Source organism: Lascolabacillus massiliensis, assembly GCF_001282625.1.
GTDB classification, from domain to species: Bacteria; Bacteroidota; Bacteroidia; order Bacteroidales; family Dysgonomonadaceae; genus Proteiniphilum; species Proteiniphilum massiliensis.
This window is the reverse complement of record NZ_CTEJ01000002.1, coordinates 241,798-264,816: the sequence shown is the minus strand read 5'-3', so window position 1 is coordinate 264,816 and position 23,019 is coordinate 241,798. Positions and strand designations below refer to the sequence as shown.

General features: G+C 37.2%; 19 protein-coding genes. 9 read left to right on the top strand and 10 right to left on the bottom strand.

Translation table 11 applies throughout. The annotated features are described in order from the left end of the window. The first annotated feature begins 313 nt into the window (after positions 1-313). The 9 genes from BN1354_RS05875 to ilvC all read left to right on the top strand — a co-directional run bounded on the left by BN1354_RS05875 (position 314) and on the right by ilvC (position 12,035). Complete coding sequence (locus BN1354_RS05875) at positions 314-1,801, top strand: 2-isopropylmalate synthase (RefSeq protein WP_045089318.1); 1,488 nt, start codon at positions 314-316, stop codon at positions 1,799-1,801. Between the two features lie 65 nt (positions 1,802-1,866). Beyond that, positions 1,867-3,249, top strand: coding sequence for a 3-isopropylmalate dehydratase large subunit (gene leuC / locus BN1354_RS05870; RefSeq protein WP_053826516.1), 1,383 nt, complete (start codon positions 1,867-1,869; stop codon positions 3,247-3,249). 11 nt (positions 3,250-3,260) lie between these two features. Beyond that, a complete protein-coding gene (gene leuD / locus BN1354_RS05865) occupies positions 3,261-3,857 on the top strand; it encodes a 3-isopropylmalate dehydratase small subunit (RefSeq protein WP_053826515.1) in 597 nt (198 codons plus the stop codon). Between the two features lie 84 nt (positions 3,858-3,941). Further along, positions 3,942-5,474, top strand: a complete 1,533-nt coding sequence (locus BN1354_RS05860) for an alpha-isopropylmalate synthase regulatory domain-containing protein (protein ID WP_045089321.1) — start codon at positions 3,942-3,944, stop codon at positions 5,472-5,474. A 70-nt stretch (positions 5,475-5,544) separates the two neighbouring features. Continuing rightward, a complete protein-coding gene (gene leuB, locus BN1354_RS05855) occupies positions 5,545-6,615 on the top strand; it encodes a 3-isopropylmalate dehydrogenase (RefSeq protein WP_045089322.1) in 1,071 nt (356 codons plus the stop codon). Positions 6,616-6,623: 8 nt separating this feature from the next. After that, positions 6,624-8,468, top strand: a complete 1,845-nt coding sequence (ilvD, locus tag BN1354_RS05850; protein WP_045089323.1) for a dihydroxy-acid dehydratase — start codon at positions 6,624-6,626, stop codon at positions 8,466-8,468. 26 nt (positions 8,469-8,494) lie between these two features. Further along, positions 8,495-10,255, top strand: coding sequence for a biosynthetic-type acetolactate synthase large subunit (gene ilvB, locus BN1354_RS05845; RefSeq protein ID WP_082057344.1), 1,761 nt, complete (start codon positions 8,495-8,497; stop codon positions 10,253-10,255). A 58-nt stretch (positions 10,256-10,313) separates the two neighbouring features. Further along, positions 10,314-10,904, top strand: coding sequence for an acetolactate synthase small subunit (gene ilvN, locus BN1354_RS05840; RefSeq protein WP_045089324.1), 591 nt, complete (start codon positions 10,314-10,316; stop codon positions 10,902-10,904). Between the two features lie 84 nt (positions 10,905-10,988). Next, complete coding sequence (gene ilvC, locus BN1354_RS05835; protein ID WP_045089325.1) at positions 10,989-12,035, top strand: ketol-acid reductoisomerase; 1,047 nt, start codon at positions 10,989-10,991, stop codon at positions 12,033-12,035. Between the two features lie 140 nt (positions 12,036-12,175). Here ilvC and pdxA read toward each other — a convergent pair whose 3' ends face one another. The 10 genes from pdxA to BN1354_RS05785 form a co-directional block, all read right to left on the bottom strand. After that, entirely contained in the window at positions 12,176-13,267 is a 1,092-nt protein-coding gene (gene pdxA, locus BN1354_RS05830; protein ID WP_053826514.1) for a 4-hydroxythreonine-4-phosphate dehydrogenase PdxA, read from the bottom strand. A gap of 40 nt (positions 13,268-13,307) precedes the next feature. Next, on the bottom strand, positions 13,308-14,309 hold the full coding sequence (locus BN1354_RS05825) for a DUF4837 family protein (protein ID WP_045089327.1): 1,002 nt from the start codon (positions 14,307-14,309) through the stop codon (positions 13,308-13,310). A gap of 102 nt (positions 14,310-14,411) precedes the next feature. After that, a complete protein-coding gene (rlmN, locus tag BN1354_RS05820; RefSeq protein ID WP_053826513.1) occupies positions 14,412-15,443 on the bottom strand; it encodes a dual-specificity RNA methyltransferase RlmN in 1,032 nt (343 codons plus the stop codon). A gap of 145 nt (positions 15,444-15,588) precedes the next feature. Next, positions 15,589-16,305: a head GIN domain-containing protein gene (locus BN1354_RS05815; protein WP_053826512.1), complete on the bottom strand. Its 717-nt coding sequence runs from the start codon at positions 16,303-16,305 to the stop codon at positions 15,589-15,591. 48 nt (positions 16,306-16,353) lie between these two features. Continuing rightward, a complete protein-coding gene (locus BN1354_RS05810) occupies positions 16,354-17,667 on the bottom strand; it encodes a TolC family protein (RefSeq protein ID WP_053826511.1) in 1,314 nt (437 codons plus the stop codon). Positions 17,668-17,718: 51 nt separating this feature from the next. Continuing rightward, positions 17,719-18,822: an efflux RND transporter periplasmic adaptor subunit gene (locus tag BN1354_RS05805; RefSeq protein ID WP_053826510.1), complete on the bottom strand. Its 1,104-nt coding sequence runs from the start codon at positions 18,820-18,822 to the stop codon at positions 17,719-17,721. Positions 18,823-18,855: 33 nt separating this feature from the next. Then, positions 18,856-20,103, bottom strand: coding sequence for an ABC transporter permease (locus BN1354_RS05800; RefSeq protein ID WP_053827221.1), 1,248 nt, complete (start codon positions 20,101-20,103; stop codon positions 18,856-18,858). Positions 20,104-20,123: 20 nt separating this feature from the next. Beyond that, positions 20,124-21,386: an ABC transporter permease gene (locus BN1354_RS05795; RefSeq protein WP_053826509.1), complete on the bottom strand. Its 1,263-nt coding sequence runs from the start codon at positions 21,384-21,386 to the stop codon at positions 20,124-20,126. After that, complete coding sequence (locus BN1354_RS05790; RefSeq protein WP_045089333.1) at positions 21,383-22,105, bottom strand: ABC transporter ATP-binding protein; 723 nt, start codon at positions 22,103-22,105, stop codon at positions 21,383-21,385. Before BN1354_RS05790 ends, BN1354_RS05795 begins: the two co-directional genes overlap by 4 nt. A gap of 215 nt (positions 22,106-22,320) precedes the next feature. Next, positions 22,321-22,947, bottom strand: a complete 627-nt coding sequence (locus BN1354_RS05785; protein ID WP_053826508.1) for a polysaccharide deacetylase family protein — start codon at positions 22,945-22,947, stop codon at positions 22,321-22,323. Between the last annotated feature and the right edge of the window lie 72 nt (positions 22,948-23,019).

The following is a 23,019-nucleotide window of genomic DNA, read 5'->3' as shown; positions in this document are numbered from 1 at the left end:
ATTTACTTACGAATTACCATATATATGAGTGTATAAGTAATAAATTGGAGTTTTTTAGTGAAGAAATTTGTTGAAATATTTTGTTTGTAAGGTTTTTTACTTTTACTTTGTATTCATCAAACAGAAAATGTTTAGCGTTATGTATCAAAATATAGATATTCTAGTCATTTCTATTCTACTTCTGGAAAAATTCGGAGGGTGAGACTGGCATATCAAAAATAACGACTAAACTAGTAAAAATACAGATAACCTTTCTCACCCGGTGGGAAGGGTTATTTTTTTATTAAAGAAATAAGAAAACAGGTAGAATAAAATGGAACGAATTTATGTTTTTGATACAACATTAAGAGATGGTGAGCAAGTACCAGGTTGTCAATTAAACACAATTGAGAAAATTCAGATAGCTCAGGCTCTAGAATTATTAGGTGTAGATGTAATAGAAGCCGGATTTCCGGTTTCAAGTCCAGGTGATTTCAATTCCGTAGTTGAGATTTCCAAAGCCGTAACCTGGCCTACAATATGTGCACTGACAAGAGCTGTAGAGAAGGATATTGAAGTTGCAGCTGAAGCACTAAAGTATGCGAAACGTAAAAGGATTCATACTGGGATAGGGACTTCAGACTCTCATATAAAGCATAAATTTAATTCCAATCGTGAGGAAATACTGGAGAGAGCTGTAAAAGCTGTAAAATATGCCCGAAATTTTGTAGATGATGTAGAGTTTTATGCAGAAGATGCAGGTCGTACAGACAATGAATATCTGGCAAAAGTAGTTCAGGCTGTTGTTAATGCCGGAGCAACTGTTATCAATATTCCCGATACTACAGGATATTGCTTTCCAGATGAGTATGGAGCAAAAATAAAATATCTGATAGATAATGTAGATCTAAAAAATGCAATACTTTCTACACACTGTCATCAGGATTTAGGTATGGCTACTGCAAATACACTTTCAGGTGTTATAAATGGTGCTCGTCAAGTTGAAGTTACCATAAACGGTATTGGAGAACGCGCAGGTAACACATCTCTAGAAGAGGTGGTTATGGCACTACGAAGTCATAAAGACAGAGGTTTCGACACAAATATTAATTCACAGCACATATATTCAACCAGTCGCCTTGTTTCGAGTTTAATGAACATGCCTGTTCAGCCAAATAAAGCAATAGTTGGTCGAAATGCCTTCGCACACTCCTCTGGTATCCACCAGGATGGTGTACTAAAGAATGTTGAGACCTACGAGATTATCAATCCAAAAGATGTGGGAATAGATGATAATGCAATAGTTCTGACTGCTCGTAGTGGTCGTGCCGCACTTAAGAACCGTCTATCAGTTCTTGGTGTTAAACTTGAATCCGCAGAACTTGATAAGGTGTACGAGAAATTTCTTAACCTGGCAGACAGAAAAAAGAGCATAAATGATGATGACATACTGATGCTTGTTGGGAAAGAAGCCCGTTTGAATCGTATAAAAGTTGACTATCTGCAGGTGGTTTGCGGTATTGGCGTAAGGGATGTAGCAAGCATAGGATTGAATATTGCAGGTGAACATTTTGAAGCAACAGCTTCAGGTAATGGACCAGTTGATGCAGCCATCAGAGCTGTGAAAAGTATCATACGTCGTGAAATGAAGATTCAGGAATTTCTTATCCAGGCAATCGATCGTGGCAGTGATGATATTGGAAAAGTACATATGCAGGTTGAACATAATGACATTGTCTACTATGGATTTGCAGCCAATACAGATATTGTTGCAGCTTCTGTAGAAGCATTTATAGATGCTGTAAATAAATTCGTTGAATAAAATAATTACAATTCAAATAAGAACGAGATAGAAAAATAAAATACAAATAAGCAATTAAATAATATATGAAGACTCTTTTCGATAAAGTATGGGACGCACATGTTGTAACAGAAGTTAAGGACGGTCCCACACAACTATACATAGATCGTCATTTGTGTCATGAAGTGACCAGTCCACAGGCTTTTGCTGGACTTCGTGCAAGAGGTTTAAGTGTGTTCAGGCCTGAGCAAACCACTCTGACAGCAGATCATAATATTCCTACAATGGGCCAGGAGAATCCAATTCGTGATGCTATCTCTCGCTTCCAAGTAGAGACACTTGCAAAAAATGCCCGTGAATTTGGACTTACATATTATGGGCTGGGGAATCCAAAGAACGGTATTGTACATGTTATAGGACCTGAAAACGGGTATACACAGCCAGGTATGACAATAGTTTGTGGTGACAGTCACACATCTACACATGGAGCATTTGGTGCTATTGCATTTGGAATCGGAACCAGTGAAGTGGAGATGGTTTTGGCATCACAATGTATTCTTCAGACACGTCCTAAGACAATGCGCATCAACTTTGAAGGTAAACTTAGTGAAAATGTAGGTGCCAAGGATATGGCACTATATATGATATCGCAACTTACCACAGGTGGTGCAACAGGTTATTTTGTAGAGTATGCCGGTGAAGCTGTACGTAATTTGACTATGGAGCAAAGAATGACTCTTTGTAATCTTAGTATCGAGATGGGTGCACGTGGTGGATTGATAGCTCCAGATGAAACTACATTCAACTACATAAAAGGACGTCAGTTTGCCCCACAGGGTGAGAGATGGGAAGAGGCTTTAGCATACTGGAAGACATTGAAATCTGATGAAGGTGCTGTGTTTGACAAAGAGGTAACATTTGATGCAGGGAAAATTCCTCCAATGATAACCTATGGCACTAATCCGGGTATGGGTATGCCTATTGATGGAACTATTCCTAAACTTGAGGATATTGACAATGCAGGAAAAATTTCTTTCGAGAAATCACTTAAATATATGGGGTTTGAACCAGGAGAGAAGCTTGAAGGTAAACAGATCGACTTTGTATTTCTTGGAAGTTGTACGAATGGTCGTATTGAGGATTTCCGCCAGTTTACAGAATACGTTAAAGGCAAAAAGAAGGCTGAAAATGTCACAGCCTGGCTAGTGCCCGGCAGTTGGCAGGTAAGAAAACAGATAAAGGAAGAGGGGCTTGATCTGATACTTCAGGAAGCTGGATTTGAAATCAGGCAACCAGGTTGCTCAGCTTGTCTTGCAATGAACGATGATAAGGTGCCAGCAGGTAAATATGCAGTATCTACATCTAATCGTAATTTTGAAGGACGACAAGGTCCGGGAGCCAGAACAATATTGGCAAGTCCTTTAGTAGCCGCAGCTGCTGCAGTAAACGGTAAAATAACCCAACCCTAATTTTAGAAATAATGGAAAAATTTAAAACAATAACATCAACATACGTTCCACTTCCGATAGAGAATGTGGACACCGATCAGATTATACCTGCCCGCTTCCTGAAAGCAACTACCAGAGAAGGTTTTGGAGATAATTTGTTTGCCGATTGGCGTTATGATAAAGAGGGAAACCCTAAAGAAGATTTCGTACTTAATGATCCAAAATATTCAGGCGAAGTATTAGTAGCAGGTAAAAACTTTGGTAGTGGAAGTAGTCGCGAGCACGCAGCATGGGCAATAGGTGGTTATGGCTTCAAAGTAGTAGTGTCAAGCTTTTTTGCAGATATATTTAGAAACAATGCTCTTAATAACGGTATACTTCCAGTAGTAATTTCCGATGAATTTCTTAGTGAACTGTTTGACTGTTCAAGAAAAAATCCAAAATCTACAGTTACTGTAAACCTAGAAGCGCAGACAATAGTGAATAATGAAACAGGCCGTACAGAGTCTTTCGAAATAAATGCATATAAGAAAGAGTGCCTACTTAAAGGACTTGATGACATAGATTTTCTTCTGTCCAACAGAGATAAGATACTGGAGTATGAGAAACGCCGAGCATTCTCATATTAAAACCATATAATTTAAACTGTTATAGATATAACAAAGAACTTCAAATAACTGATTGTTTTGCAAGAATCAAGAAAAATAGAGATTATGGATACTACCCTGCGCGATGGAGAACAGACATCGGGAGTATCCTTTGCTGCACAGGAAAAGGTGAGTGTTGTAAGTCTTTTATTAGATGAACTGAAAGTTGACAGAGTAGAGATCGCATCAGCAAGAGTATCAGAAGGCGAGTTCAAATCAGTACAGAAAATGGCTCAATGGGCCACAACACATGGCTATATAGATAAATTGGAAGTACTAGGCTTTGTTGATGGAACAACTTCACTCGAGTGGATAGCCAAAGCAGGATGTAAAGTTGTCAATCTGTTAAGCAAAGGTTCATTAAAGCACTGTACATATCAGTTAAGAAAGTCACCTGAGCAGCATTTAGAAGATGTAAAGAAAAGCATCAACAGTGCATGTGAAATGGGTCTGAAGGTTAACCTTTATCTTGAAGACTGGTCAAATGGAATGCGTGATTCTAAAGATTACGTGTTTAAGATGATGGATGGCCTAAAAGATGAGCCAGTTACCCGCTTTATGCTACCCGATACTTTAGGTATTTTAAATCCGGATGAAGCAGGCAGATTTTGTTCTGAGATGATTGAACGTTATCCTGGTATTCATTTTGATTTTCATGCCCATAATGATTATGATCTTGCAGTAGCCAATGTGTATGAGGCACTTAAGGCTGGAGTTAAAGGCGTCCATGTTACGGTAAATGGTCTTGGAGAGCGAGCCGGAAATGCCCCATTAACAAGTGTTATAGCACTTATTCATGATCATCTGGGATTTAAGACAAATATTGATGAGTCTAAACTCTATAATGTAAGTAAAGTTGTAGAAAGCTATTCCGGAGTAAGAATTCCGAATAACAAGCCACTGATAGGGGATAACGTATTCACTCAGGTTGCAGGAATTCATGCGGATGGTGATAAAAAGAAAAATCTTTACTTCAATGATCTGCTGCCAGAGCGATTTGGTCGCTATCGTGAATACGCATTAGGAAAGAATTCAGGCAGATCCAATATTGTAAAAAATCTCGAAGCACTTGGTATTGAGCTTGATGAAGAAGCAACGAGTAAAGTTACAGCCAGAATTATAGAACTTGGTGATAAAAAGGAAGTAGTTAGTCTTGACGAATTACCATATATAGTATCAGATGTTCTTAAGAATGGTAATGATTTTAAAGAGATTCAGATGTTGAATTACTCCTTGACATTAACTGATGGACTAAGGCCGACAGCCACTGTAAAGATTGGAATAAAGGGTAAAGTTTATCAGGAAACAGCTGCAGGAGAAGGACAGTATCATGCTTTTTCCAAAGCCATGTTCAAGATATACAGAAGTCTGAATAAACCGGTTCCTGAGCTTATAGATTACGAGGTAGTAATACCACCTGGCGGAAAAACAAATGCATATGTGCAAACAGTCATAACCTGGAAGTTTGAGGGTAAAGTGTTTAAAACAAGGGCACTTGATATTGACCAGACAGTAGCAGCCATAAAAGCAACAATGAAGATGCTGAATATGCTTGAAAGCGGCAACATACCAAAAATGAACTATATGGAGTTACCATAAGCTCCAGTAATTCACTTTAAGAGTTAAAACAAATTGGAAAAAAAACAGACATCAAAATATAACTAAAATAATGAAATTGAATATAGCAGTATTACCGGGCGATGGGATTGGTCCCGAGATAATGACACAAGCTTTAAACGTTACGAAAGCAGTTAGTGATAAATTTGGTCATGAATTAACATATAAAGAGGCAGTTGTAGGTGCTTGTGCTATTGATGCAACCGGTAATCCATATCCGGAAGAGACACATGAGCTTTGTATGAATAGCGATGCTGTTCTTTTTGGTGCTATAGGGGATCCCAAATATGATAATGATCCAAATGCAAAAGTGAGACCAGAGCAAGGTTTACTCAACATGCGTAAAAAACTTGGTTTATATGGCAATATACGTCCTGTAATGACTTTTCCTTCACTTATTCACAAATCACCTCTAAGATCTGATTTGGTTGAGGGTGCCGACTTCGTATGTATTCGTGAACTTACAGGAGGAATGTATTTTGGCAGACCTCAGGGAAGAAGTGAGGATGGAAATACTGCATATGATACATGTGTCTATACCCGTGATGAGATAGAAAGAGTTCTTCACCTGGCATATAAATTTGCCGGACAGCGACGTAAAAAACTCACGGTTGTTGATAAGGCAAATGTAATTGCTACATCTAGACTTTGGCGTCAGATTGCTCAGGAAATTGCTCCTCAGTATCCTGATATTGAAACTGATTTCCTTTTCGTAGATAATGCTGCTATGCGAATCATTCAATGGCCCAAAAGTTTTGATGTGATGGTAACAGAAAATATGTTTGGTGATATACTAACCGATGAAGCTTCAGTGATTACAGGTTCAATGGGTCTTCTTCCTTCTGCATCAATTGGGCTTCATACCTCACTCTTTGAGCCTATTCATGGTTCATATCCCCAGGCAGCAGGAAAAGATATAGCAAATCCTCTTGCTATGATTCTTTCAGCTGCACTTATGTTTGAATATAGCTTTAATCTTAATGAAGAAGGAGCCATGATCCGAGAAGCTGTAAATGCAAGTCTTGAAGCAGGTATTGTTACAGAAGATATTGCAGATGGAGGTAAAATATACAAACTAAGTGAAGTAGGTGAGTGGATTACTGAATATATAAAAAACAAGTAAATAGCATAATGAATAATCGTCAAAGAGATATTTCAAAACTGCGCAGTGCAACAAGTACACAAGGTCGCCGCATGGCAGGTGCAAGAGCATTATGGCATGCAAATGGAATGACCAGAGAACAGATGGGTAAACCAATAATTGCCATTGTTAACTCATTTACCCAGTTTGTACCCGGACATGTACATCTGCATGACATAGGTCAGAATGTAAAACGTGAGATTGAGAAATTAGGCTGCTTTGCAGCTGAATTTAACACAATTGCAGTTGATGATGGTATTGCTATGGGGCATGATGGTATGTTATACTCATTACCCTCACGTGATATGATAGCAGATTCGGTAGAGTATATGGTTAACGCCCATAAAGCTGACGCAATGATATGTATCAGCAACTGTGACAAGATAACTCCCGGAATGCTTATGGCAGCAATGCGACTGAATATACCAACTATTTTTGTTTCTGGTGGTCCGATGGAAGCCGGTAAGATTGATGACGAACAGATCGATCTTATTGATGCAATGATTGAATCGGCAGATGATTCAGTAACAGATGAGCGAGTTTCTAAACTTGAAATCTCAGCATGTCCTACATGCGGCTCATGTTCCGGAATGTTTACAGCAAACTCTATGAACTGTCTTAATGAAGCAATTGGACTTGCTTTACCCGGCAATGGTACTATACTGGCAACTCACGTCAATCGTAAGGAATTGTTTGTAAAAGCGGCTAAGCAAATAGTGGAGAATGCAGAGAAGTATTATTTTGAAGGAGATGAATCGGTACTTCCGCGAAATATAGCCTCCCGTCAGGCATTTCTTAACGCTATGACATTAGATATTGCTATGGGTGGATCTACAAACACAATACTGCACACACTGGCAATAGCACATGAAGGAAAAATAGAGTTCAATCTTGATGATATTGAAAATTTATCAAGACGCGTACCTTGCTTATGTAAGGTTGCACCAAACTCTAAAAAATACCATATTCAAGATGTTAACCGTGCAGGTGGAATTATGGGGATCCTTAATGAATTATCAAAAGCTAACCTTATTGATACATCAGTATATCGTGTAGATGGTCTCACACTTGCTGAAGCAATAGAAAAATACGATATAGTAAAAGATTGTCCTGATGCAGAAGCAATTAATATCTATTCGTCTGCACCCGGTAACCGTTTTAATCTTGTTATGGGATCACAGGATGCCCGCTATAAAGAGTTAGATATCGACAGAGAAAATGGTTGTATTAGAAGTGTGAAAAATGCATATACTGTTGATGGAGGACTGGCAATTCTTAGAGGAAATATTGCACAGGATGGCTGTGTAGTAAAAACTGCAGGGGTTGACGAAAGTATATGGAAATTCATAGGTAAAGCAAAAGTGTTTCAGTCACAGGATGATGCATGTGCAGGTATACTAAATGGCAAAGTAGAGGCAGGAGATGTAGTTGTAATTGTCTATGAGGGTCCCAAGGGAGGACCCGGTATGCAGGAGATGCTTTATCCAACATCATACATTAAAGCAAAGCATTTAGGAAAAGAGTGTGCATTGATTACTGACGGACGTTTTTCAGGTGGCACATCAGGATTATCAATAGGACATATATCACCAGAAGCTGCAGCAGGTGGAAACATTGGCTTGGTACGCGATGGAGATATAATAGAAATAGATATTCCTAACAGATCTATTAATTTGAAAGTAAGCGATGAGGAGCTTCAGAATAGAAGACTATTAGAGGAGACAAAAGGAGATAAAGCCTTCAAACCTTTACGAAACAGAAATATTTCAAATGCATTAAAGGTTTACTCTCACTTTGTTAGTTCGGCAGACAAAGGAGCAGTAAGGATTATTTAATATACATCACATTTAGAGTAATTATTATGAACAAAGATATTCAGACTCAATCGACTACGCCCAACGCAAAAAAGCCGGAGGCAGAGGTTATAACGGGAAGTGAAATTTTAATACGTTCACTTTTAGCGGAAGGAGTTGACACATTATTTGGTTATCCGGGAGGTGCCATTATGCCTGTATTTGATGCACTTTATGACCATAAGAATGAAATTAAACATATACTGGTTCGACACGAACAAGGGGCTGTTCATGCAGCACAAGGTTATGCAAGGGTATCAGAGAAAGTAGGTGTAGCACTTGTTACATCAGGTCCGGGTGCTACAAATACAATTACAGGGATTACAGATGCAATGATGGATAGTACACCACTTGTGGTAATATCAGGGCAGGTTAGCTCTGCACTTCTGGGTTCTGATGCATTTCAGGAAGCCGATGTAATAGGTGTTACGCAACCAATCACAAAATGGGCATATCAGGTAAGACGTGTGGAAGATATTGCATGGGCAGTTTCAAGAGCATTTTATATTGCATCCAGCGGAAGACCCGGTCCGGTAGTTCTTGATATTGCCAAAGATGCTCAGATCAACAGTTGCGAATATGCCTATCAAAAGACTACATTTTTACGCAGTTATCAACCTGTACCCGACATAGAGGATGAAAATATAAGAAAAGCGGCTGAATTAATTAACAGTGCTAAAAAACCTCTGGCTCTGATAGGGCAGGGTGTTATTCTTGGAAAGGCAGAAGATGAGATTCGTGCATTTATAGATAAGGCTAACATTCCTTTTGCTTCAACTATTCTGGGCCTATCAGCAATACCAAGCGATCATCCTTTGAATTTTGGAATGTTGGGAATGCATGGTAATGTTGCACCAAATATGATGACCAACGAATGTGATGTTCTGATTGCAATAGGAATGAGGTTTGATGATAGAGTTACCGGGGATCTGAAGACATATGCCAGACAGGCCAAGGTAATTCATTTTGATATTGATATTGCAGAGATGGATAAGAATGTGAAGACAACTGTAAAGGTGGTTGGAGATGCTAAACATACGATCCCACGTGTCACAGATCTACTTGAAAACAGATCACGAGATGAATGGATTTCACAGTTTGATCCTTATGTTCAAAAAGAGTATGACTGCATAATACAAAATGAATTATTTCCAGAAAATGGTGGTGAGATCAAGATGGGTGAAGTTGTCAATAAAGTAACAGAAGCAACCGGTAATCAGGCTGTATGTGTAACAGACGTTGGTCAGCACCAGATGATGAGTACTCGTTATTTTAAATATACCAAATCAAGAAGTATGGTTACCTCTGGTGGTCTTGGGACTATGGGTTTCGGACTTCCCGCAGGTATTGGTGCCAAATATGGTGCACCCGACAGAACTATTTGCATCTTTGTTGGTGATGGAGGTTTGCAAATGACTATGCAGGAGTTTGGTACAATTATGGAATATGACATTGATGTGAAAATAATTCTGCTTAATAATAATTATCTTGGAATGGTACGTCAATGGCAGGAGTTATTTTTCGATGAGAGATATTCAGAAACCCATCTTAAAAATCCTGACTTTATAAAAGTTGCTGATGCATATAATATAAAAGGTCGTAAAGTAACAAAACGCGAGGAGCTTGATGATGCTGTTAATGAAATGCTTAATCATAAGGGAGCATATCTTCTTGAGGTTGTTGTAGAAACAAAAGGTATGGTTTATCCTATGGTACCTGCCGGTGGTAGTGTTACCAATATTTTACTTGGAAACGGACACAAGTTGTAAGACAGGTAACTGTAAATTTTATGAGATGTTTGATAAATCAAATTAAAAATCAATAATAATGGAAGACAATAAAACATTGTATACATTGACCATTTTCTCAGAGAATACGGTGGGTATACTAAACCAGATAACAACAATTTTTACACGCAGACAGTTGAATATAGAAACTCTTTCTGTATCTCCTTCAGCAATTAAAGGTATTCATAAATTTACTATTACAACTTTTTCTAATGATGAGGAGGTAATGAAAAAACTTGTACGTCTTATCGATAAAAGAGTTGATATTCTAAAAGCATATTATAACACAGATGAAGATCTTGTTCACCAGGAACTGGCTCTTTATAAGTTGGCTACTGAAAAAGTACTTGAGCATGGTTCAATTGAATATCTGGTAAGAAAGTACAATGTTAGGATTCTGGAAATCTCTAATGACTGTATAGTCTTTCTAAAAGCAGGTCATTACATTGAAACTCAGAGTCTTTTTGAAGAATTGGCCGAGAAGATTGGTGTTCTACAGTTTGTACGTTCAGGAAGGATAGCTATCACAAAATCAAAAGTTGAGAGATTGAGCGATATGTTGTCGAAAAGGGAACTATCAAATAAGAGTGGAGATAAACAATTAAGCAGTATACATGGTTATACAGATTAAAAATAAGAGATAAAATATTTTAATTAGTAATATTACCAAAACTTATTCTCTACAAGAGTATAAGTGAGACAAAAATCAAACAAAATGGCAAAAATGAATTTTGGCGGAGTAGAAGAAAATGTAGTAACCCGCGAAGAATTTCCTTTGAGTAAAGCTCAGGAAGTGTTAAAGGATGAAATAATTGCAGTTATAGGTTATGGTGTTCAGGGTCCCGGTCAATCGATGAACCTGCGTGATAACGGATTTAATGTAATTGTTGGACAACGTAAAGAAAGCAAGACATGGGACAAAGCAGTAACCGATGGGTGGGTTCCTGGAGAAACTCTATTCGAAATTGAAGAAGCTTGTGAGAGAGCTACAATTATTCAATATCTACTGTCTGATGCTGCCCAGATCGCATTGTGGGATACTGTAAAGAAACATTTGACACCCGGTAAAGCACTTTATTTCTCACATGGTTTTGGAATTACTTATAAAGAACGAACAGGAATAATTCCACCTGCAGATGTAGATGTTATTTTGGTTGCACCAAAAGGCTCAGGGACCAGTCTTCGCAGAATGTTTCTTGAAGGACGTGGTCTGAATTCCAGCTATGCTATATTTCAGGATGCAACTGGCAAAGCGTATGATCGCGTTGTTGCATTAGGAATTGGTGTTGGTTCAGGATATCTATTTGAAACAGATTTTAAACGAGAAGTTTTTTCTGACCTAACAGGAGAGCGTGGTACTTTGATGGGTGCAATTCAGGGATTGTTGCTTGCACAATATGAAGTTCTTCGTGAAAACGGTCATACTCCTTCTGAAGCATTCAATGAGACAGTTGAAGAACTTACTCAATCTCTTATGCCTCTGTTTGCTGAAAAAGGAATGGACTGGATGTATGCAAACTGTTCAACAACTGCACAACGTGGTGCATTAGACTGGATGGGACCATTTCACGATGCTACAAAACCTGTTTTTGAAAAGCTTTATAAAGAGGTGGCAAATGGTAACGAGGCTCAGCGTTCTATTGATAGTAACTCTCAGCCTGATTATCGAGTAAAGCTTGAAGAGGAGCTGAGAGCACTTCGCGAGAGTGAGATGTGGCAAACTGGTGCTGTAGTACGTAAACTCAGACCAGAGAACAACTGATTCAAAGTAAAGTAGTCATAAACATAAAAAAGAGACTAAGTTTAAATCTTGGTCTCTTTTTTTGTTTACCTGATTTAAACATTCAGGCTTAAATTATCTGAGTTATATTCTAGAAAATCTTCTTTTCTTAAATCAGAGGTCTACTCCTCTTTCATAAGATCAAGTTTTTCATCATCTCTTCCACGGTCGTAAAACAACTTTTTAAGTGGATTTTTACGTGCTTCATCATAATTATGGCGATTACGGTATATATCAATTGCCATATATATAGCCTGGCGGAATGATTCATCTGATGCTTCGTTCTTACCGGCAATATCGTATGCGGTACCATGATCCGGCGAAGTGCGAACGATTGGAAGTCCTGCAGTATAATTAACCCCCATATCCATTGCCATTGTTTTAAACGGAATTAAACCCTGATCATGATACATTGCCAGTATAGCATCAAACTCCTTGAACCTTCCACTACCAAAGAACCCATCCGGAGGATATGGCCCTGCACATAATATCCATTCCTCTTGGGCTTCCCTTATTACCGGAGCAATTATTTCATTTTCCTCATTGCCAAGCATACCATTCTCTCCTGCATGGGGATTTAGTCCGAGTACAGCAATTCGAGGGGCATCAATACTGAAATCACGTTTAAGTGTATTATTCAGGGTTCTTATTTTCTCTGCAATAAGTTCTTTTGAAAGTGATGCTGAAACATCTTTAAGAGGAATATGAGTAGTCACTAATGCTACACGCATATTTTGTGTAGCCATTATCATGAGGGCTTTTTCACCTTCTGCTGCGAATCTTTCTTCAAGATACTCAGTGTGACCGGGAAAATTAAATTGCTCACTCTGAATTGAATCTTTATTGATTGGTAAAGTAACCAGAACATCAATCTTCTTTTCCTGCAAATCCTTTACGGCACATTCTAATGCTATGTATGAAGATTCACCCGCTTCTGCTGAAGGTTTACCAATGTCAATGCGAGTTTCATCTTTTACACAATTTAAAAGATTTATCTTCCCCTCTCTTGACTCTTCAACACTATTAATTATATTAAAATTTACTGTATTGTTATTTAGCACCTTACGATGATAGGATGCAGATTTAGATGATCCGTATATTATTGGATTAAATAATTCAAGCAATCGAATATCTGAAAATGTCTTAAACATTATTTCGTATCCAACACCATTGACATCCCCATGTGTAATGCCTACTTTAATTAGCTCTGACATGTATATTTTTTTAATTCTCTTATCTAATTTTTTTTAATTGCTATCCTTCAATAATAGCTTCTTCGGGTTTTGGCAAACTAATGGTATACAATGTGGCCTCAAGATTACGCATTAGGTTTCGTTTATTGCTTTCCGGTGCGTATACATATGTTTCCACAACAATAACCATTCCAGTATTTTCATTCACGAAAGCATGCATAACAAACGGACCTCCCATCATATCTGTTGTCATTTCCCACAATCCTCTCAATTCGGCACGGAATACTCCGTCTACAACAAACCTCCTGTAATCTGGCGGATATGCAGTTGATGTTGACATCTGAGAATCAAATGATCCTTTTATATATTTACCTAATACTTCATTTCGTACTTTAATAAGTGAATCTTTTTCGAAAATAGTTTCAGAGGTGTATGGAAACTGATAAATTACTATATCCTGACGACCTCTTCCAGCATTGTTTGTAGCCCATAGGAAGTTATTAAACTCCTCATAATTCGACAATCCTTTTGGGAAGTGGATGTTAATACCAAACATTTGCTGAGCACGTACAACTGGAATTTTGATCTCACTCTTTAACCATTTTGCGTTGCGTTCAAGCTCCTTTTCGATAAAATAGTTTACGATAACATCTTTATTTTCTGTAACATATTCAGCAAATGAGATGCTGTCAGGTGCCTTTATGTTCATTATTACCTGACCATTTGCATAAGTATCGAGTTCTGCTTCAAGTTTTGGTTGACTGTACATCTCTGAAATTACAGGAATTATTATATTTCTTGCCATCTTAAATGTACTAGTGAAATTTTCAGGTGTAATATGAAGAATCCTGAAGTTTGGCTCAGGTTGCGGTAAACCTTTTGTATTTGAATTAAGCACATCAAATAGAGCTCTTCCTGAAGTTCCCTCCCATGAAGAATCATCCATGATTACCATAACTTCGTTTGTAGCCCCTGAAGCAGAAAAAAAACCACTACCGCCGTTACATGAAGACAAAAAAATAATTGATGCTAAAAGAGATAGTAAACCTACCAGATGTTTCATAATATTTATTTATTGAGATTTCACTAAATTCCACTTTATAAAACAAATATACAATTATTTACGTGGAAAAGAAGCAGTATGGTTTTAATTTATGATAAAAAGTCAACTCTTATTACCAAACTTCGAGGTTGAAAGCATACCGCATGCTGCGAAAATATCTTCACCTCTAGATGCACGAATTGTGCAGATAAAACCTTTTGATGAAAGTGTATCACGAAATTTAATCATGTTTTCATCTGTTGAAGGTCTAAGCTTACTCATAGGAATAACATGGAAACGAATGAGGTTGATTCTGCAATCCAATCCATTAAGCAATTTAGCAAGTTCTCTGGCATAAAGAGGTGAATCATTAACCCCATCAAACATTATATATTCAAATGATAAGCGGCGTTGATGACTCCAGTCATAATCACGTAGAAGGTCTATCACTGAAGTAATTGGAGCAGATTTCTCTATAGGCATTATTGATAATCGCTCCTCCGGTATAGGGTTGTGAAGACTGATTGCAAGGTGGCATCTGCTATCATCAAGAAATCTTTTGAGATTGGAAGTTAATCCAATTGAAGAAAGAGTTATTCTTTTTGGACTCCATGCAAGTCCGTACTCCGCCATTAGCAGTTCAGAAGCTTTCTTTACATTCTTATAATTATCCAAAGGTTCGCCCATTCCCATAAAAACAAGGTTGGTAATATCTTCAGAGTCAGGTACAGAATAAACCTGGTTGAGAATCTCTCCAGCGGTCAGATTGTCTTGCAGGCCCTGTTTACCTGTCATACAGAAATCGCAATTCATACGACATCCTACTTGCGATGAAACACAAATTGTTAATCGGTCATCTTCAGGTATTGTAACAGTCTCAATAAACTTGCCATTGTGAGTTCTGAACAGCATTTTGCGTGTTCCATCAACTGAAGTCTTTACATCCAGAGGGTCAGATCTGCCAATATCAAAATTCTCAGAAAGAATTTCTCTATTTTTCAGCGAGATGTTGGTCATTTCGTCTATTGATTTCACTCGCTTTACATAAATCCAATCTGCTATCTGTTTACCGGTAAACTTAGGGAGGTTTAATTCCAGTACGCTTTCTGTTATTTCGGCAAGCGTCATGCCTAGTAAATATTGTTTTGACTCCATTATGTTCCTTTAATTGAACTACAAAGATACAGAGGATTTTGCAAATATATGCATCGTATAAAAAAAGAGTAAAAAAAACCGGGCGCTTTCACAAGTCCCCGGTTTCAAATTTCTGAAATTTAAAAGTAGAGTTTATATAAATAATCTAATTGCCTGATTTTACTTTTCCTATACCATTTTTTGACACATCTGTTTTCTGTGGTTTACCATAATATGTAATATTACCAATACCATCAGATGACGCTTTTATATATTCAGATGCAAAGCAACTTACATTACCAACACCTTTAGAAAAGACTGTAACACTTTTTGCTTTTAGACGCTCTGCTTCAATATTTCCCACACCTTCAGATTTAATATCTATATTATTTGCTGAACCTTTAAGAATAATATTTCCTACACCTTCAGAGTCAACTTTTATATACCCTGCCTGTAAGTTCTCTGCAGTAATATTTCCCACACCTTCTGAGTCTATGGTAAGTTCAGGAGTATCAAATGTACCTTCTATTACAATATTTCCTACACCTTCATTTTCAATATAAGTGAGGTTGGGTGTAATTATTGTGACTGTTAACCTGTTTGCATTTCTATTTAACCTTTTAAGCAAACGATCCTCCATATCTAACTCCAAAGTACCGTTTGAAATTTCAACCTCTAATAGATTAAGCATTTCTTCACTACCCTCTGCAGTAACTTCTGTGGTTTGACCTTTACGGATAATAATATTACCCACAATTGAAGATTCAATTGCAGTAAAAGCTGTTACTTCAAACTTATCAGTAGCATACCTTGTCTGAGTGCATGCCATAGTACTAATTGAAAGTACAACTGCGATTATTGCTAATTTAATTACTGTTTTCATATTGTTTTTATTTTATGACATAAAAGAAATAAAGTCGGTTACAAAAAATCAATCTTTTAACAATTCTAATATTTTCAATCGGAATGCATATTCATATTTAGCTTGAGCTTCTTCTCCTAATGCTTGTGTTTGATTATTTTTTGCAAGAAACAATTCATAAGAAGTTGCTCGCCCGCTTTCATGCTTTTCTTCCGCAAATCTGTATGCTTCATTGCTGGCTGTAACCGACTTCTTAGCAGCTTCCCATCTGCTCTCAGCTCCAACAGCATTATAGAAAGCCTGTTCAATTCGTTTACGCAGTTCAAGCTTTGTTTTATCCATTTCTAAACGACTGTTCGCAATTGCAATTTGTGCATTTTGAACACTATTCTTTATCTGAAATCTGTTGAATATGGGGATCCTGAGGCTGAATCCGAGTGAGTTACTTATATTGTTTCTAAGTTGAGTAGCAAAAGGATCATTATCCCTGCCATTCATATTATAGTATCCTGTACCTATACTTGCACCGAAGCTTAATGTCGGAAAGTACTGCGATTTTGCCATCAACATTTCCTTTGTGCTGCTTTCGAGCTGATATTGTAAACTTCTGATTTCAGGTCTGTTTACTAGCGCACTTTCATAAACCATTTGAGATGATAAAAGAGGTGTTTCATCAATTAATGCCTCTGCAGGGGGAGAAACAATCTCGAAATCATCAAATTTTTCAAGTTCCATAATCTGTGCAAGATCCAATAATGCCAGTTTATAGTTATTTTCTGCCTGTACACGATTTACTTCCTCTTTGGCAAGCTGAGCCTCAATTTCATACAGCTCTCCCTTTGCCATTTTTCCACTGTTTACCAGTTCAGTGCTTCTTTTTAGATTCTCTCTTGTTGTCTGGATTTGGTTTTCGGCAATAGTAAGCAATTCTCTGTTTAGCAAGGCTTGTAAGAATGCAGTCGACACACTCATTATAATTTCATCCTGTATTCTCTCCAGGTTGGCTTCTGAAACCATCATATCAGCTTTTCGGGCATCAATATTATGCTTCATTCGTAAACCATCAAATAAAGTTATATCAGCAACAATATTGAAATTTGATTGAGATGAGTTTGTATTCTGATAGGTGTTGTCGAGACCAATTGAACGTCCAAAAATAAAGTTGTGACCAGCAGATGCATTAACAGCAGGCAACAGATCAGCACGGGCTTGACTGTATGCTACCATTCGCTGTTGTTTATTCAGCTCTTGCTGTTTGATATCACGGTTATTTTCAAGTGCTATCTCTATACATTCAAGCAATGTATATTGTTGCTGACCCGCTGCTGTAATTAGTGAACCAACAGCAATAAATAGGTATAATAATCTATATCTGAGTTGCATATTATTTTACTTTTGAAACTGTTTTGAGTATAACTTCAAAATAAATATCTATTATTTTCTTTCCTCAATTATCTCTGACCCCCGTATTCTGTCATTTTCTTTAAGTCCTTCAGTTACCTCAATATTTATCCCATCAGATAAACCAATCTTAACAAAATGACGTTCAAATTCTTGTGGTTCTTCATTCTTAACCATATAAACAAATGCAGAATCACCACTGAATTCAAGTGAGCTTTCTGGTATGGTTAATACCTGTTCTCTTTTATCCAATATAATATTTGCATTAGCGCTATATCCAGCTCTGATAAACAGGTCCTCGGGTATTTTAAGAGCCGCTTTCATCTCAAAAAGAATTGCACCGCTTTCTTCTGTTCCTTTTGGAGATATATACTCCAAATTTGCAGGAATTGTACGTCCCTGAATAGCTCCAATTGTAATTTCAATAGGCATACCCGATGTTAAGCGTCCAACTTCAGTTTCATCAATTTTGCCAATAAAGAGCATGTCGCTTAAGTCAGCTACAGATGCAACAGTTGTTCCATCGTTAAAGTTATTTGTCTGAATCACTGAATTACCAACCTTAACAGGTATATCCAGGATAGTACCGTCTACTGTTGATCTGACAAGTGTATTACTTGTCTGTGCTGAACTTTGTGTAATACCTGTTCTTACTAAACTAAGATTATCAGTTGCAGCACGAAGCTCCTCCTCATCGTTCTTATATTGTAGTTCTACCTTTTCAAACTCCTCTCTCGAGATGACATCATTCTGATATAGTTTGAGATCTCTCTCATAGTTACTGCGACTTTGATTAGCAGCAAGTTTAGCCCTTTCTACTCTTGATTCGGCACTACTTAGGTTAACCATATCTGGAACTACTTGAATCTTAGCAATAATATCTCCAGCCTTAACCATATCACCCGCCTCCTTATAAACTTCAGAAATGATTCCTGACATTTGTGGTTTTATAAGAATTTCGTTTCTAGGTTCTACTTTACCAGTAGCTACAGTACTTTTTTGTATGTCACCTTTTTGAGCGGTTACAATTGTGTATTGAACCACTTTAGGTCGTGATTTCTGCCATAAAAACATAAAAGTGGATATTACCAAAAGGCCTAAAAGCACTAATCCAATAATTCTCAAAATTCGTTTCATAAGTTTTATTTAGTTATCTGTTTTTAGTATCAATTATTCTTCACTGATTGCTTCAACCGGTTTAATCATCATAGCTCGCTGTGCAGGGATATATCCTGCAAATGTTCCAATAACAATAAGTATGATTAATGAGATTACTGCCATTGAAAATGAGATTTGCGGATCTTTAAAGAACTGATCACCCTGACTCAAAACGATACCTGTAGCCCTGAGTAGTCCTACTCCTACTATAATTCCAGTTACTCCTGCAATTACAGTAAGTACAACACTTTCACTTAGTATCTGTCCAATGATGTTTCGTGGAGTAGCACCCAAAGCTCGTCTGATACCAATCTCCTTAGTTCTTTCACGTACAGTAACCAACATTATATTACTTACACCTATTGCACCTGCAAACAGTGTCCCCAATCCAACAATCCATATTAATGCTGATATTCCTATCCCAAGGTAGTTGAACATCTTAAACTGTTCTTCTATATTCATAGTAAATACAGCCTCCTTGTCATCCGGCGAAATTTGATGCTGTTGTTTAAGTATTTCAAGAATCTTATCCTGAACTATCTTCACAGGGACACCTCTATCTGCTGTAGCAGCTAAAAAGTGTATTATATTACCTTGATTAAAAGCTTGCTGCATTGTAGAAAAAGGTAGAACAACTGTTTCTTCAGTGCGACCTCCAATGCTAACACCCGAAGTGCTTCTGGCTACACCTATTACCTGAAAGTAAATGCCGTTAACCCTGATCTGTTGACCTGTAGGGTCTTGTCCTTTCTGAAAAAGTACTTCATAAATACGTTCTCCAATTACGCAAACTTTTCTTCTTTCAGCTATATCTATATCATTTACATACCTACCATACAATAGTTTACTTTTTTCTATGAGATCATATTCAGGGTAGCATCCTTTAACTAGATAGGAACCTTTTTTTTCTCCTCTCACCACATTTTCATCACTACCACCGGCAAAAAGCACAGGGGACAAATATTCCAGTTCATCAACACGTTGTTTGATAATTGGGATATCACTGTTTGTCATATTCCAGTTTCTACCTTTCTGAAATCCTTTATATGGAAGTGAAGTTGGAGAAGATGCGAAGAATGCAGAATTGGTTGCAAATCCTTCAACTTGAGAAGATATTCCACTTTCAAGCGCAGATCCTGCACCTACCATTAACACAAGCATAAACATTCCCCAGAAAACACCAAAGGCAGTGAGTACACTTCTGGATTTATTATGAGTTATGGTAATCCAGATCTCTTGTAATCTATCTAAATCGAATATTTTCATTGATTTCTTAAATTTTATTCCTGTCTCATGGCCTCAATGGGCTTCACCTTTACAGCTTTGCGAGCTGGCAGATATCCTGCAATTACACCTGAGATAATAAGTACAATAGTTGCAAAGATTGCATAGCCAATCTCTACTGTTGGATTGGTGAAAACCGACATTTGGGGTTCGTCAGAAACCGGTTGTCCGTTTGCAGCCTGTTCCATGATGAAATTAACAATTTCAGTGAGACCAATACCCATTATTAATCCGATATAGCCAAATATTGTTGTAATTATAATAGATTCAAGTATTATAGTCTTTAATATTGATGATGGCTTGGCACCTATAGCTTTGCGTATGCCAATTTCACGTGTTCTCTCTTTTACAGAGACTAACATAATATTACTAACACCAACTATTCCGGCAATAAGAGTTAATATCCCGATTATAGTTACAAAAAGAGTTATACCGCCAAATATCTTCATTGTTTCAACATACTCTGACTGGGCATTACTAATCCAAAGAGCTTGCTCATCTTCAGGATTGAAATTGAGCCTCCTGCTCATCATGGTTCTCAAAGTTTCATTGAATTTATCATTAGCCTCTTTTGTATTAAGCCCATCAACAGTAAATACAATGTTGTAGAATTTCCCGCTTGGATTAAATATCGACTGGGAAGTTGTGAATGGAATATAGGCTCTTGAACCACCCCAGTCCTCCTTCTTAGAATTTATTCCAACAACTTTAAACATTAGGTTGCCCACCTTTACAGTTTTACCTAAAGCAGATTCACCGGGAAACAATAGATCGGCTATTTTTTTATCAAGTACTATTACCTTGTTATGCTCTTTCATATCGAGGTGATTAATAAAGCGGCCATCACCTGGTTTGATTATTAATTTTTCTATTAACCAATAGTTAGGCATTACCCCCCTTATTTCGTAAGACCCGAATTCATTACCATAAGTAATATTCATAGTGTTGTTAAGTCGTGCTGTTATCAGCCTGCTTTCAGAAACCTCCTCTCTAATAAAATCCACCTCTTCATTAGTGAATGAAAGTTGTCGGTCGGATTTGAGTCCATTATGAGGTATAGAGGTCCTTCCCGGGTATAGATTAACTCGGTTCACAGCTCTTGAACTGAAATTTTGTATTACACCATTTTGCAGACCATTGCCCGCACCAAGCAGAACAATAAGTATGAATATACCCCATGAGACAGACAAGCCTGTCAAGGTAGTACGCATCTTGTTTTTTTTGAGTGTCTCGAATATTTCCTGCAGAAGGTCTATCATAAAGACTGATAATTTAGATTTTGAGTTGTAACATGAATACCATTATCCTTTCTGGTCTCATACTCAATCATACCATCTTTCAGGTGGATAATACGATTGGTGGCTTCAGAAACAGATTTCTCATGAGTTACAATTATGGTAGTAATTCCCTCTTTATTAAGATTAGTTAGTACCTCCATAACCTCTTTAGTCGTTGTACTGTCAAGTGCACCTGTAGGTTCGTCCGCTAATATTATCTTAGGGTTTGAAATCATTGCTCTTGCTATTGCTACACGCTGTTTTTGTCCACCCGACATTTCATTTGGTAAGTGATGAGCCCAATCTTTTAATCCCATTTTATCAAGATGCTCCATTGCAATAATATTGCGTTTTTTGCGGCTTACTTTTTTATAGTAGAGTGGGAGAGCTACGTTTTCGAGAGCATTCTTGAAATTAATCAAATTGAAAGATTGAAACACAAATCCTATCATTTCATTTCTGTAATGTGCAGCTTCGGTTTCTGATAAACCTTTTATAAGGCTGCCATTCAGGTAATAATCACCCGAATCATAAGTGTCCAATATTCCGATAATATTAAGCAAAGTTGATTTGCCTGAACCTGATGCTCCTGTTATGGAAACATATTCACCTTTATCTATTTGTAAATCTATTCCTTTAAGTACGTGAAGTGGGAGTGCTTCGGTGTGATAAGATTTATGTAATTGCCTGATTGTTATCATTCGGCGCTTTAATTTTAAGTTACACTAAATTTTGAATAGTGCAAATGTATGCCAAATATTGTACTATGCAATGCATAATACTATCATTTTTCATCAAAATAACATTATTTAACACAAAAAACCCTATTATTGTCTCTCTTGACAACAATAAAACACTTGTTTCCATTATATAAACAGAAACTTTAATAATATTATTTTGAAAAAGGTGATTTTAACTATCTATAAGAAGGGATCAATTCAAAAGAGTATCCCTGCTCAAGCAACCATTCAATTGAAAGAGGCAAAGCATATCTTAAATTCTTTTCTGCTTTTAGTGAATCATGAAATACAATCACCGATCCGTCACGGGTATACCTTTTTACATTTGCGAGTACCTGCTCAGGTGTCATAAATCTACTATAATCTCGAGTCACCACATCCCACATTATAATTTTATATCCATTTTTCTTCAATAAACCTGGTTGAGGAAAAATCATATGACCATGAGGTGGTCTAAATAGTTGTGAATTTATTAATTTACCGGCATCATTTGTATCACTCAGGAACTTCTTAGGCGAATTTTTCCATCCCTGCATGTGGTGAAAAGTGTGATTGCCGGTTATGTGTCCTTCTTTTATAATCTGATCATATATATGACCATATTTGCGAACATTATCTCCAACACAGAAGAAGGTTGCCTTTATATTATATTTGTTTAATATGCTCAGTACCCAAGGTGTAACTTCAGGTATAGGGCCATCATCAAATGTAAGATATACAGTTTTTTTATCCGGTACTCTAAGTCGCCAGATCGAATTTGGAAATAATAACCTATATAGTATTGGTGGTTGTTCAATTAGCATATAATGAACGTTTATTTAACACAAGAGATGCCAGGTAATATATCACTACACTACCCGGCACTCTTATTATAT